The following is a 13,580-nucleotide window of genomic DNA, read 5'->3' on the forward strand; positions in this document are numbered from 1 at the left end:
TTGGCAGACATCCAGACGACGTTTTGTAGTCCGCGCCGGCGCATACTACATGAAGCAGCAGGCAGGTGAACATCAGACTAAAAGCGTCGCCGCGCGACCGGTTGGTCGCATGGGGTCACGCTGGGAAGCGGTATGTTCGCAAAAAACAGGTGGATTGTTCCAGATAAATCTTGAAACAGTACACGATTGCCTGCGCGGACTGCCCTGCGGCAGGTTGCCGCGCCTTGCCTATACTGACCCGGTTACGTTTACGGCTTGCAGAAGGAGTGGCCTGTGGACCATCTGGTACTGACCGTGATCGCCCCCGACAAGGCCGGGCAGGTCGAACGCATTGCCCAGTGCATCGCCGATCACAACGGCAACTGGCTGGAGAGCCGCATGTCGCGCATGGCCGGGCAGTTTGCCGGCATTCTGCGGGTGGCGGTGCCGGCCGAGAACTACGACGAGCTGGTGGCCTCGCTGCAGAAGCTGGCCAGCTACGGCATTCGCGTGCTCATCGCCGAAAGCGGCATCGAGCCGTCGTGCACCTGGAAGCCGATTGCCATGGAGCTGGTGGGCAATGACCGGCCGGGTATCGTGCGTGATATCACCCGCCTGCTGGCAGAGCTTGGGGTGAATCTGGAACGCTTCACCACCGAGGTGCGCCCGGCGCCGATGAGCAGTGAGCCGCTGTTCCATGCCGATGCGCTGCTGGCGCTGCCGTTGACCTTGTCGCTGGAGGATTTGCAGCAGCGGCTGGAGAGCCTGGCGGATGATTTGATGGTGGAGTTGCGGTTGCGGCCCCAGGAGTGATTCGAAATTGCCGGGGTTGCTGCGCAACCCTTTCGCGACACAAGGCCGCTCCTACAGAGGTAACGCGATCCCCTGTAGGAGCGGCCTTGTGTCGCGATGGGGCGCGCAGCGGCCCTTGGGGTTATCCCGGTTTAACGGGGAAGGCCCTGTGGATAACCTGGGGGCGTCAGGCTGCAGGCCACGGAGGCTGAGGCTTGCCGCCATTTGAGCAAAAAACGCTCATTTTTCAGTGGCTTGTGCACAAACGCCGGGGACGAGGGTGTGGATAACCTCTGGAGACCTTGCTGCAGGCCACGTTTCACGTGGCCTGCAGGCTATTGATCAATAAATGATCAAGCGCGCTTGCGCAGCGACAGCCACGCATCCACGCTGTACACCGCCAGCCCCGCCCAGATGCAGGTGAACGCCAGCAGGTTGCTCGAGGTCAGGTGCTCGTCGAACAACAGCACCGCCTGCAACAGCACCAGGGTCGGTGCCAGGTACTGCAAAAAGCCCAGGGTGGTGTAGGGCAGGTGACGGGCGGCGGCGTTGAAGCACACCAGCGGCACCAGGGTCACCGGGCCGGCGGCGATCAACCACCAGGCTTCACTGCTGCTGAAGAACGCAAGGTTCGCGCTGTTGGCGGTGGGGTGCAGCAGCAACCAGCCAATGGCCAGCGGCACCAGCATCCAGGTTTCCACCACCAGCCCCGGCAACGCGGCCACCGGCGCCTGCTTGCGGATCAGCCCATAGAAGCCGAACGACAGCGCCAGGGCCAGCGACACCCATGGCAGGCTGCCCACCTGCCACACCTGCTGGGCCACGCCCAGCCCCGCCAGCCCCACCGCCAGCCACTGCAGGCGGCGCAGGCGCTCGCCGAGCAGCAGCATGCCCAGCAGCACGTTGATCAGCGGGTTGATGTAGTAGCCAAGGCTGGCCTCGAGCATGCGCCCGTTGTTCACCGCCCACACGTAGGTCAGCCAGTTGCCGGCGATCAGCGTGCCGCTGAGGGCGAGAATTGCCAGGCGCCGGGGGTTGTCGCGCAGCTCGCGCCACCAGCCGGGATGTTTCCACACCAGCAGCAACAGCGAGCCGAACAGCGCCGACCAGAGCACCCGGTGGACGATGATCTCCACCGCCGGGACGCTCTGGATGGCTTTGAAGTACAGGGGGAACAGGCCCCAGATGATGTAGGCGCCGAGGCCCAGAATGTACCCGCGGCGCGGGTTGGCGGCGTGCATGCAGAATCCTTGCTTGGGAAGCGAATGAAGCGGCCCCCATTGTAGACACTGCGTGGCGTGGTTCTAGAACAATTTCAGGGGCTGTTCGTCCAGCGCGGCTATCTGTTCGCGCAGGGCGAGGATCTGGTCGCCCCAGTAACGTGGCTGGCCGAACCAGGGGAAGCTCGGCGGGAACGCCGGGTCGTCCCAGCGCCGCGCCAGCCACGCGCTGTAGTGCAGCTGGCGCAAGGCGCGCAGCGGTTCGATCAGGGCCAGCTCGCGCGGGTCGAAATCGTGAAACTCGTTGTAGCCGTCGATCAGCTCGGCGAGCTGGCCGAGGCGCTCCTCGCGGCTACCAGCGAGCATCATCCACAAGTCCTGCACCGCCGGGCCCATGCGGCAGTCGTCGAGGTCGACCACGTGGTAGGCCTCGTCGCGGTGCATCAGGTTGCCGGGATGCAGGTCGCCGTGCAGGCGGATAGGCTGGTGCGGGGTGCGGGCGTAGATCGCCTCGACCCGTGCCAGCAGGTCGCGGGCCACCGACTCGAAGGCGGGCAGCAGTTCACGCGGGACGAAATTACCCTCGAGCAGGGTGTTCAGCGAGGCATGCCCGAAGTTATCCACAGCCAGGGTTTCGCGGTGTTCGAACGGGCGCGTTGCTCCCACCGCGTGCAGGCGGCCAAGCAACTGGCCCAGGCGATACAACTGGTCGAGGTTGCCGGGTTCGGGGGCGTGGCCGCCGCGGCGTGGGAACAACGCAAAGCGAAAGCCTGCGTGTTCGAACAACGAACGGCCTTCGTGCTGCATGGGCGCCACTACCGGCACTTCGCAGTCGGCAAGTTCGGCGCTGAAGGCGTGTTCTTCAAGAATGGCGGCATCGCTCCAGCGCCCGGGGCGGTAAAACTTGGCAATCAGCGGCTGGTTGTCCTCGATACCCACCTGATACACGCGGTTCTCGTAGCTGTTGAGCGCCAGCACCCTGGCGTCACTGAGAAAGCCGAGGCTTTCGACGGCATCCAGCACGAGGTCGGGGGTGAGGGTGTCGAAGGGGTGGGACATGGGGGCTCCAGGCACGGGACGGCGTGGGCGCATGGTAGCGCAGGCGGCAGGCGTTGGTGCTGGTTTCGGGCCTTGCCGGTGATCGGGGCTTCAGCCTTTTGTTGGCGGGGCCGGCCCTATCGCCGGCAAGCCGGCTCCTACTGGGATTGCACCGGGTTCAGACCGGCACGCCCAGCAATACGTAGGAGGGGTGGAACTGCGCACGCAGCTCGCTGCCAGGTTGCACGGCATGCGCCGCGAGCCAGTCGGCCTCGGCAAAGGCGCACAGGGTCTGGCCGCTGCCCAGTGCCAGGCGCACTTCGCAGGCGTCTTCTTCACTGGCCAGTACCTGCTCGACCTTGGCCACCAGGCAATTGCTGCCAGCCTCGGCAGGTTCGCCCGGGGCCAGCAGTTGTACCCAGCCGGCCTTGAGCAGTGCCACCACGGTCACGCCAAGGGCCAGTTCCAGGCGCTCGGTACTGCCACGGGTGATCAGCGCCTCGATCTGCAGGCCGCTGCCCAGGGCCAGGCTGACCCGGTCGTGCCGGCCTTCGCGGCGCAGGGCACTGACCTGGCCCTGCAACTGGTTGCGTGCGCTGGTGCGCAGCATCAGGCGGCCGAGCAGGTCGAGGTCGCTGCTGTGCTCGGCGGCGTCCAGCAGTTCGGTCTGCAACGCTTGCAGGCGTTGGTACAGGCGCAATACCCGTTCGCCTTCTGCCGACAGCCGCGCGCCACCACCGCCGCGCCCGCCGGTGCTGCGCTCCACCAGCGGCTGCGCGGCCAGGTTGTTGAGCTCGTCGATGGCGTCCCAGGCGGCCTTGTAGCTGATGCCGGCGGCCTTGGCGGCGCGGGTGATCGAGCCTTGTTCGGCCACGTGCTGCAGCAGGGCGATGCGCTGCGGGCGGCGGGCGATGTGCTGGGTGAGCAGGGCGGGCAGGGACATGAGCGGGTATCGGGGGTTGTGAAGGTCTGGCGACGTTGCCGCCGCCGCCGGGCCAAGTCAAGCCTGGCTGGGCCTTGGGGTGCGCGCCAGGCAATAGATGTCGACCCGCCGCGCCCCGTGACGGCGCAGCAGGCTGGCGATGGCCTGGGCGGTGGCGCCGGTGGTCAGCACATCATCGACTATGGCCAGGTGCAGGCCTTTAACCTCGGCCGAGCCTGCCAGGGCGAAGGCGTGGCGCAGGTTGCGCTGCCTGGCCCTGGCGCCCAGTGCCTGCTGGGCCAGGGTGTCGCGGGTGCGTTCGAGCAGGTGCTCGGCGCATGGCAGGTGCAGGCGGCTGGCCAACCAGCGGGCGAGCATCGCTGCCTGGTTGAAGCCGCGCTGGCGCAGCCGACCCTTGGCCAGCGGCACCGGCAACAGCAGGTGCGGGCGTGGCAGGCCTTCGCCGTAATGATGCTCCAGCGCCTGGCCGAGCAGCTCGGCCAGCAGCCGCCCCAGGGGCCACTGGCTGTTGTGCTTGAAGCGGCTGATCAGGGCGTCCACCGGGAACCCGTAGTGCCAGGGCGCGACCACCCGGCGGAAGGCCGGCGGGCGGCGCTTGCAACTGGCGCATAGCAAACCGTCAAGCGGCAGCGGCAGGGCGCAGCGCCGGCATTGCTCGTCCAGCCATGGCAGCTCGTGTTCGCAGGCGTTGCACAACGGCCAGGGTTGCCTGGCCGGTTCGTCGCAGAGCAAACAGGTGTGATTGTTATTTGTACAGATGTAAACCTGTGTATTTGGCTTTGGTTGACAGTTCATGGGCCTTCCGTGACTATGCGTGCTATCCGTGATGCGCTCGTGGGCTGTTGTTGTCCCGGCGTCAGAAAGACCCTAGATAAGGAAACGCCGATGAGCGCCAGCACAATTGCAACCACACGTCACGACTGGGCCCTGGGCGAGGTCAAGGCGCTGTTCCAGCAGCCGTTCAACGACCTGCTGTTCCAGGCGCAAAGCGTGCACCGCGCGCACTTCGACCCCAACCGCGTGCAGGTGTCGACGCTGTTGTCGATCAAGACCGGCGCCTGCCCGGAAGATTGCAAATATTGTCCGCAGTCCGGCCACTACAACACCGGGCTGGAAAAGCAGAAACTGATGGAAGTGCAGAAGGTGCTGGAAGAAGCCGCCCGGGCCAAGGCCATCGGCTCGACCCGCTTTTGCATGGGCGCTGCGTGGAAGCACCCGTCGGCCAAGGACATGCCCTACGTGCTGGAGATGGTCAAAGGGGTCAAGGCCCTGGGCCTGGAAACCTGCATGACCCTGGGCAAGCTCGACCGCGATCAAACCGCGGCGCTGGCTCAGGCGGGCCTGGACTACTACAACCACAACCTCGACACCTCGCCGGACTTCTACACCAGCATCATCACCACGCGTACCTACAGCGAGCGCCTGCAGACCCTGGCCTACGTGCGTGACGCCGGCATGAAGATCTGCTCTGGCGGCATCCTCGGCATGGGCGAGTCGCTGGACGACCGCGCAGGCCTGTTGATCCAGCTGGCCAACCTGCCGGAGCACCCGGAGTCGGTGCCGATCAACATGCTGGTAAAAGTCGCCGGCACGCCGCTGGCCAACGAAGAAGACGTCGACCCGTTCGACTTCATCCGCATGCTGGCCGTGGCCCGCATTCTCATGCCCAAGTCCCACGTGCGGTTGTCCGCCGGCCGCGAGCAGATGAACGAGCAAATGCAGGCCCTGGCCTTCATGGCCGGTGCCAACTCGATCTTCTACGGTGAAAAACTGCTGACCACCGCCAACCCGCAGGCCGACAAGGATATGCAGCTGTTCGCCCGCCTGGGCATCAAGCCCGAGGCCCGTGAAGAACACGCCGACGAAGTGCACCAGGCAGCCATCGAGCAGGCCCTGGTCGAGCAACGCAGCAGCGAGCTGTTCTACGACGCAGCTTCGGCCTGAGCATGGCCTTCGACCTCGCCGCGCGGCTGGCCGAACGGCGCGCCGCTGACCTGTACCGCCAGCGGCCACTGCTCGAGAGCCCCCAGGGGCCGCAGGTGGTGGTCGACGGCAAGCCGCTTTTGGCGTTTTGCAGCAACGACTACCTGGGCCTGGCCAACCACCCTGAAGTGATCAAGGCCTGGCGCGACGGCGCCGAGCGCTGGGGCGTGGGCGGCGGCGCCTCGCACCTGGTGATCGGCCACAGCACCCCGCACCATGCGGTGGAAGAAGCCCTGGCCGAACTGACCGGGCGCCCGCGGGCGCTGTTGTTCTCTACCGGCTACATGGCCAACCTCGGCGCCATCACCGCGCTGGTGGGGCAGGGCGATACGGTGCTGCAGGACCGCCTCAACCATGCCTCGCTGCTGGACGGCGGGTTGCTCAGTGGTGCGCGTTTCAGCCGCTACCTGCACAACGACCCGGCCAGCCTTGCCAGCCGCCTGGACAAGGCGACCGGCAATACCTTGGTGGTCACCGATGGCGTGTTCAGCATGGACGGCGATTGTGCCGACCTGCCGGCGCTGGCTGCGGTTGCCAAGGCGCAGGGTGCCTGGCTGATGGTCGACGACGCCCACGGCCTGGGCACCCTCGGTACCCATGGCGGCGGCCTGGTGGAGCAGCACGGCCTGGGCGTCGATGACGTGCCGGTGCTGATCGGCACCCTGGGCAAGGCCTGTGGTACCTCCGGCGCGTTCGTCGCCGGCAGCGAAGAGCTGATCGAGGCCCTGGTGCAGTTCGCCCGCCCGTACATCTACACCACCAGCCAGCCACCGGCGTTGGCCTGCGCCACGCTCAAGGCATTGACGCTGCTGCGTGAAGAGCGCTGGCGCCGTGAACACCTGGCGGCGTTGATTCGCCAGTTCCGCGAAGGTGCGCAGCAGTTGGGGCTGACCCTGATGGACAGCCCCACGGCCATCCAGCCGATCCTGATCGGTGATGCCGCGCGGGCCATGGCGCTGTCGCGCATGCTGCGCGAGCGCGGGCTGCTGGTGACTGCCATTCGCCCGCCCACCGTGCCGGCAGGCAGTGCCCGCTTGCGGGTGACCTTGAGCGCGGCCCACAGCGCGGCGCAGGTCCAGCTATTGTTGAATGCATTGGCCGAGTGTTACCCACAACTGGAGTCCGCCGATGCGTAACCGACTGATCCTTCTGCCCGGCTGGGGCCTGGGCACCGCGTCGCTGGAACCGCTGGCCGCCAGCCTGCGGGCCCAGGACCCACGCCTGCACATCGACCTGATGGCGCTGCCGGAGCTGGCCGACAGCGACCCTGCGGCCTGGGTCGAGCACCTTGACCGCAAGCTGCCGACCGACGCCTGGCTGGGCGGCTGGTCGCTGGGCGGCATGCTCGCGAGTGCTTTGGCGCACAAGCGTGGCGACCATTGCTGCGGCCTGCTGACCCTGGCCAGCAACCCCAGCTTCGTGGCCCGCGCGGACTGGCCCCACGGCATGGCCCCGGACACCTTCGGCACCTTCCTCGACGGCTGCCGCAGCCACACCCAGGTCACCCTCAAGCGTTTTCGCACCCTGTGCAGTGACGGCGCGCAACAGCCGCGCACCTTGCTGCGCCAGCTGGGCGTAGGCGTGCCGGATACCGACCCGCTGTACCTGGCCTGCGGGCTTGAAGTGCTGGCGGCGCTGGACACGCGCAATGCCCTGGAGCACTACGGCGGCCCGCAACTGCACTTGTTCGCCGGCAGCGATGCGCTGGTTCCGGCGAGTGCGGCCAAGGCCCTGAGCGACCTGCTGCCCGACGTGGAAGTCGGCCTGGTCGAAGACAGTTCCCACGCCTTCCTGCTGGAATACCCCCAGGAGCTGGCGGCGGGCATCAAGAGTTTCCTGCATGAGAGTGGCGATGACTGACCTTTCCCACCCAACCCTGCCCGGCAGCCTGCCGGACAAGCGCCAGGTGGCGGCTTCCTTCTCCCGCGCGGCGGCCAGCTACGACAGCGTCGCGGCGCTGCAGCGGGCGGTGGGCCTGGCGCTGCTGGGGCAGTTGCCCGATGCGCTGGCGCCTGCGCGCTGGCTCGACATGGGCAGCGGCACCGGGCATTTCAGCCGGGTGTTGGCCGAGCGTTTTGCCGCTAGCGAAGGCGTGGCGGTGGATATCGCCGAAGGCATGCTGCGCCACGCCCGTGAACAAGGTGGGGCGCAGCACCATGTGGTCGGCGATGCCGAGCGCCTGCCGTTGCGTGAGGCCAGCATCGACCTGCTGTTCAGCAGCCTGGCGGTGCAGTGGTGCGGCCAGTTCGCCAGCGTGCTGGGCGAGGCGCGGCGGGTACTGCGCCCGGGTGGGGTGATGGCCTTCAGCAGCCTGTGCGTCGGTACCCTGGATGAGCTGCGTGCCAGCTGGCAGGTGGTGGACGGCCTGGTGCACGTCAACCGCTTCCGGCGTTTTGAGGATTACCAGCGGCTGTGTGCTGAAAGCGGCCTGGAACTGATCGGGCTGCAGCGCCGCCCACACGTGTTGCACTACCCCGATGTACGCAGCCTGACCCACGAGCTCAAGGCCCTTGGCGCGCATAACCTCAACCCCGGGCGGCCTTCGGGGCTGACCGGGCGTGCGCGCATGCAGGGCCTTTTGCAGGCCTACGAGCAGTTCCGCCAGCCCCAGGGCCTGCCGGCTACCTACCAGGTGGTCTATGGTGTGTTGCGCAAACCCATGGCAGAGGGGCTGTGAGATGAGCCAGGCGTACTTCATCGCCGGTACCGACACCGATGTCGGCAAGACCACCATCGCCGCCGGCCTGCTGCGTGCGGCGCGGTTGCAAAACCTCAGTACCCTGGCGGCAAAGCCGGTGGCCTCGGGGTGCGTGAACACGCCCAAAGGGCTGCGCAACAGCGATGCCCTGGCGCTGATCGACGAGAGCTCGGTCAAGCTGGCCTATGAAGAGGTCAACCCGTACGCCTTCGAGCCGGCCATTGCCCCGCACGTAGCTGCACGTGAGGCGGGTGTGGTACTGGAGGTGCCGGTGTTGCTCAAGGCCATGCACCATGTGCTGGGCCAGCAGGCCGATTTCACTTTGATTGAAGGCGCGGGGGGCTGGCGTGTGCCGCTTTCCGGCCACGCCAATCTTTCGGACCTGGCCATTGCCCTGAAACTACCGGTGATCCTGGTGGTGGGCGTGCGGCTGGGGTGCATCAACCATGCGCTGCTCAGTGCCGAAGCCATCGCCCGGGACGGGCTGCAACTGGCCGGCTGGGTGGCGAACATCGTCGACCCGCGCACTTCGCGGCTTGAAGAAAACCTCGCCAGCCTGGCCGAGCGCCTGCCGGCGCCGTGCCTGGGGCGGGTGCCGTGGCTGAAGCAGGCCACCGCCGAGGCGGTGGCCGAGCACCTGCTGCTGGACCTGCTGGATTAGCTGTGCCCCTGTAGGAGCGGCTTGCCGGCGATCACCGGCGTAGCCGGTGCCATCCATCGCCTGTCAGGGCCCTATCGCCGGCAAGTATCACTTGTCTCTATTAGCTGGCACTGGGCTATTAGGGATTTAAACGGGCCTTTTCCCCGGCGCCCTGCTTTAATTGCCACTGTTCAATTCATCCAGCGTCACGGAGTACTGACATGGACATCAACACCAGCTCCGCCTTCTACGCGGGCCTCGGTGCCATCCAGGCCGGGCAGAACCGCGTCGATCAGGCCGCCCAGCAGATCGCCAGCAGCACCAGCCAGTCCACCGACTACCAGGCCGAGCGCCTGCGTGGCGTTGACCGCAGCCAGCAGATGGACCTTGCCACCAGCACCGTCGAACTGGCGTTGGGCAAGCAGGAAGTCGAACTGGGTGTGAAAGTTGCCAAGGCATCCGACGAACTGCTCGGTCGGTTCATCGACACCTACGCCTGATCCAAGCCGTTACCACTCGCGGGGCAAGCCCGCTCCCATGCCTGCCTTGCTGCAGTTGCGTGGGAGCGGGCTTGCCCCGCGATGCTTTCGGCTGGGCGTGGCATAAATGCCATGTTCGGCGGCGTAAATGACGCTATGCCCTCTCCTTGACAAGACTGTCCCCTAAACGTAAGTTTCAAACAACTGTTTGACCGAAAGCCGCCAAGAGCTGGTCGGTATCCGCGGTCTCCCTACCGAACTCATCACAGAGGTTCATCGCAATGCCTGATTACAAAGCCCCCTTGCGTGATATCCGCTTCGTCCGCGACGAACTGCTCGGCTATGAGGCGCACTATCAGAGCCTGCCGGGCTGCCAGGACGCAACGCCGGACATGGTCGATGCGATCCTCGAAGAAGGCGCGAAATTCTGTGAGCAGGTGCTGGCACCGCTGAACCGCGTTGGCGACCAGGAAGGCTGCACCTGGAGCGAGTCTGGCGTGAAGACCCCGACCGGCTTCAAGCAAGCCTACGAGCAGTTCGTCGAAGGTGGCTGGCCGAGCCTGGCCCATGACGTCGAACACGGCGGCCAGGGCCTGCCGGAGTCGCTGGGCCTGGCCCTGAGCGAAATGGTCGGCGAGTCGAACTGGTCGTGGGGCATGTACCCGGGCTTGTCCCATGGCGCGATGAACACCATCTCCGCCCACGGCACCCCTGAACAGCAGCACACCTACCTGACCAAACTGGTGTCCGGCGAGTGGACCGGCACCATGTGCCTGACCGAGCCGCACTGCGGCACCGACTTAGGCATGCTGCGCACCAAGGCCGAACCCCAGGCCGACGGCAGCTACAAAGTGTCCGGCACCAAGATCTTCATCTCGGCCGGTGAGCACGACATGGCCGACAACATCGTCCATATCGTCCTGGCCCGTCTGCCCGATGCACCGGCCGGCACCAAAGGCATTTCGCTGTTCATCGTGCCGAAGTTCCTGCCCAACGCCGAAGGCAGCGTGGGTGAGCGCAACGGCGTGAGCTGCGGCTCCATCGAGCACAAGATGGGCATCCACGGCAACGCCACCTGCGTGATGAACTTCGACGCCGCCACCGGCTACCTGATCGGCCCGGCCAACAAGGGCCTGAACTGCATGTTCACCTTCATGAACACTGCACGCCTGGGTACCGCCCTGCAGGGCCTGGCCCACGCTGAAGTGGCCTTCCAGGGTGGCTTGAAATACGCCCGTGAGCGCCTGCAGATGCGCGCCCTGACCGGCCCGAAAGCCCCGGACAAGGCCGCTGACCCGATCATCGTCCACCCGGACGTGCGCCGTATGCTGCTGACCATGAAAGCCTTCGCCGAAGGCAACCGTGCGATGGTGTACTTCACCGCCAAACAGGTGGATATCGTCAAGTACAGCCAGGACGAAGAAGAGCGCAAGAAGGCTGACGCCTTGCTGGCGTTCCTCACCCCGATCGCCAAGGCGTTCATGACCGAAGTCGGTTTCGAGTCCGCCAACCATGGCGTGCAGATTTACGGCGGCCACGGTTTCATTGCCGAGTGGGGCATGGAGCAGAACGTACGCGACAGCCGTATCTCGATGCTGTACGAAGGCACCACCGGCATCCAGGCTCTGGACCTGCTGGGCCGCAAGGTGCTGATGACCCAGGGCGAGGCGCTCAAGGGCTTCACCAAGATCGTGCACAAGTTCTGCCAGGGCCAGGAAGGCAACGAAGCCACCCGTGAGTTCGTCGAGCCGCTGGCCGCGATCAACAAGGAGTGGGGCGAGCTGACCATGAAGATCGGCATGGCCGCCATGAAGGACCGCGAGGAAGTCGGCGCGGCGTCGGTGGACTACCTGATGTACTCGGGTTACGCGTGCCTTGCCTACTTCTGGGCCGACATCGCCCGCCTGGCTGCCGAGAAGCTGGCTGCCGGCACCAGCGAAGAGGCGTTCTACACCGCCAAGCTGCAGACCGCGCGCTTCTACTTCCAGCGCATCCTGCCGCGCACCCGCACCCATGTGGCGACCATGCTGTCGGGCGCCGACAACCTGATGGCAATGAAGGACGAAGACTTCGGTCTGTCCTACTGAGCCTGACGGCTGTACGAAAAACCGCCTGCCCCTACCGGCAGGCGTTTTTTTTTTTTGCTTTGGGCACTGGGGCGTGGAGCAACTGTCTTGTGCTGCCTGCGCTGGCCTCATCGCCGGCAAATCGGCTCCTGCAGGTACAGCGCAGGCCTGCTCCCAGCCTCTGCAACATGAAATATGTGCTAGCCCGACGCATCCGGTAACGATCCCCTCTCAAGCATCCCGCCCGACCTGCCGTTAAACCGACGTCAAAATTTATCTATTCATGTGCACTGCCGATGAAGTAAGGGCACAATGCCATTATTGATCTGCCGGGTCGGAGATTACCCTTGTTTCGTTTATCCGCTGTACGCCCGAGCCACTTCCTGCCTTCGCTGTTGCTGTTGGTGGCGGGGCTTGCCGCAGCCTATGTAAGAGACCTCAGCGTCTTCTTCACCTCGCTGTTCAACGTGCTGCCAACCTTGGTGCTGCTGCTCGGCGGTGCCTACTGCGCTGTGTACCGTCGCCAGCGCGAGCTGTTCTTGATGGTCACGGTGTACATCGCCTATTTTTTGCTCGACACACAGACCGACTACTACCGCGACAATGGCCGGGTGCGCGAGGACGCGGCGGTGATCTTCCACCTGGTGTGCCTGCTGTTGCCGGCGCTGTTCGGCTTGTACGCGGCCTGGCAGGAGCGCACCCACCTGGCCCAGGACATGCTCGCCCGCTTTGCCGTGCTGTTTGCCGTGGGCAGTGTGGCGGTGGCCTTGGAGCAGAGCTTCCCGGAGGCGCTGCTGGGCTGGCTGGCGGAAATCCGCTGGCCGTCGCTGCATGGCCAGTGGATGAGCCTGATCCAGCTGGCCTACCCGTTGTTTCTGGTGGTGTTCATCCTGCTGGTGGTGCAGTACCTGCGTGAGCCGCGGCCACTGCATGCGGCGCAGGTCATCGGCCTGCTGGGCATCTTCTGGATGCTGCCCAAGACCTTCATCCTGCCGTTCACCCTGAACATCATGTGCAGCCAGGTAATGCTGATGATCGCTGCCGCGGTGTCCCACGAGGCGTACCAGATGGCCTTCCGCGACGAGCTGACCGGCCTGCCGGGCCGGCGCGCACTGAACGAGCGCATGCAGCGGCTCGGGCGTAATTATGTGATCGCCATGACTGACGTCGACCACTTCAAGAAATTCAACGACACCCACGGCCATGATGTCGGCGACCAGGTGTTGCGCCTGGTGGCCAGCCGGCTGTCCAAGGTGACCGGGGGTGGGCGCGCCTACCGCTACGGCGGTGAGGAGTTCGCCCTGGTGTTCGCCGGCAAGACCGTCGAAGAATGCCTGCCACACCTGGAAGCGGTGCGCGAGATGATCGCCAACTACGCCATCCAGTTGCGCGACCAGAGCAGCCGCCCGCAGGATGATTCCGCCGGGCGCCAGCGGCGTAACGGCAGCGCCAACACCACGGTGTCGGTGACCATCAGTATTGGTGTTGCCGAACGCCTGGTTGACCACCGCAACCCTGAAGAGGTGCTCAAGTCTGCCGACCAGGCGCTGTACAGCGCCAAGGGCGCCGGGCGCAACTGCGTGATGGCCTACGGTCAGCAATCACGCCGTGGAGCTGTTCGCATGGCGTGACTGTGGCTGACTATTCAGTCGCATGATGACCCTATGTCTCGTAAAAGTTGTTCGGTTACACTGCTTCCAACCCAGTGCCGCGGTCCTGCCGGACCGCCCCGACCCTTATAG

General features: G+C 65.4%; 13 protein-coding genes. 9 read left to right on the plus strand and 4 right to left on the minus strand.

What is annotated here, in order from left to right:
- The first annotated feature begins 273 nt into the window (after positions 1–273).
- Positions 274–792: a glycine cleavage system transcriptional repressor gene (locus tag KSS94_RS02060; protein ID WP_217841452.1), complete on the plus strand. Its 519-nt coding sequence runs from the start codon at positions 274–276 to the stop codon at positions 790–792.
- Between the two features lie 332 nt (positions 793–1,124).
- Here KSS94_RS02060 and rarD read toward each other — a convergent pair whose 3' ends face one another.
- The 4 genes from rarD to KSS94_RS02080 form a co-directional block, all read right to left on the minus strand.
- A complete protein-coding gene (gene rarD / locus KSS94_RS02065) occupies positions 1,125–2,012 on the minus strand; it encodes an EamA family transporter RarD (protein WP_217841453.1) in 888 nt (295 codons plus the stop codon).
- A 63-nt stretch (positions 2,013–2,075) separates the two neighbouring features.
- On the minus strand, positions 2,076–3,050 hold the full coding sequence (locus KSS94_RS02070) for a serine/threonine protein kinase (RefSeq protein ID WP_217841454.1): 975 nt from the start codon (positions 3,048–3,050) through the stop codon (positions 2,076–2,078).
- Between the two features lie 157 nt (positions 3,051–3,207).
- Entirely contained in the window at positions 3,208–3,972 is a 765-nt protein-coding gene (locus tag KSS94_RS02075; RefSeq protein WP_217841455.1) for a TOBE domain-containing protein, read from the minus strand.
- A gap of 57 nt (positions 3,973–4,029) precedes the next feature.
- Positions 4,030–4,767 (minus strand): ComFC family protein, encoded by a 738-nt coding sequence (locus tag KSS94_RS02080; RefSeq protein WP_217841456.1) that lies wholly within the window; start codon positions 4,765–4,767, stop codon positions 4,030–4,032.
- Positions 4,768–4,857: 90 nt separating this feature from the next.
- Here KSS94_RS02080 and bioB point away from each other — a divergent pair, with 90 nt between their 5' ends.
- The 8 genes from bioB to KSS94_RS02120 all read left to right on the plus strand — a co-directional run bounded on the left by bioB (position 4,858) and on the right by KSS94_RS02120 (position 13,469).
- On the plus strand, positions 4,858–5,916 hold the full coding sequence (gene bioB, locus KSS94_RS02085; protein ID WP_217841457.1) for a biotin synthase BioB: 1,059 nt from the start codon (positions 4,858–4,860) through the stop codon (positions 5,914–5,916).
- A gap of 2 nt (positions 5,917–5,918) precedes the next feature.
- The gene (bioF, locus tag KSS94_RS02090) at positions 5,919–7,091 is read left to right on the plus strand and encodes an 8-amino-7-oxononanoate synthase (RefSeq protein WP_217841458.1); all 1,173 of its coding nucleotides are present in this window, start codon (positions 5,919–5,921) and stop codon (positions 7,089–7,091) included.
- A complete protein-coding gene (locus KSS94_RS02095; protein WP_217841459.1) occupies positions 7,084–7,815 on the plus strand; it encodes an alpha/beta fold hydrolase in 732 nt (243 codons plus the stop codon). The genes bioF and KSS94_RS02095 overlap by 8 nt, the downstream gene beginning before the upstream one ends.
- Positions 7,808–8,632, plus strand: coding sequence for a malonyl-ACP O-methyltransferase BioC (gene bioC, locus KSS94_RS02100; protein ID WP_217841460.1), 825 nt, complete (start codon positions 7,808–7,810; stop codon positions 8,630–8,632). Before KSS94_RS02095 ends, bioC begins: the two co-directional genes overlap by 8 nt.
- A 1-nt stretch (position 8,633) precedes the next feature.
- Complete coding sequence (gene bioD, locus KSS94_RS02105; protein WP_217841461.1) at positions 8,634–9,314, plus strand: dethiobiotin synthase; 681 nt, start codon at positions 8,634–8,636, stop codon at positions 9,312–9,314.
- Between the two features lie 200 nt (positions 9,315–9,514).
- Positions 9,515–9,793 (plus strand): pyrroloquinoline quinone biosynthesis protein PqqE, encoded by a 279-nt coding sequence (locus KSS94_RS02110; protein WP_217841462.1) that lies wholly within the window; start codon positions 9,515–9,517, stop codon positions 9,791–9,793.
- A gap of 260 nt (positions 9,794–10,053) precedes the next feature.
- Entirely contained in the window at positions 10,054–11,859 is a 1,806-nt protein-coding gene (locus KSS94_RS02115; RefSeq protein ID WP_217841463.1) for a phenylacyl-CoA dehydrogenase, read from the plus strand.
- Between the two features lie 326 nt (positions 11,860–12,185).
- The gene (locus KSS94_RS02120) at positions 12,186–13,469 is read left to right on the plus strand and encodes a GGDEF domain-containing protein (RefSeq protein ID WP_217841464.1); all 1,284 of its coding nucleotides are present in this window, start codon (positions 12,186–12,188) and stop codon (positions 13,467–13,469) included.
- The last annotated feature ends 111 nt before the right edge of the window (positions 13,470–13,580 follow it).

Source organism: Pseudomonas fakonensis, assembly GCF_019139895.1.
Taxonomy (GTDB): domain Bacteria; phylum Pseudomonadota; class Gammaproteobacteria; order Pseudomonadales; family Pseudomonadaceae; genus Aquipseudomonas; species Aquipseudomonas fakonensis.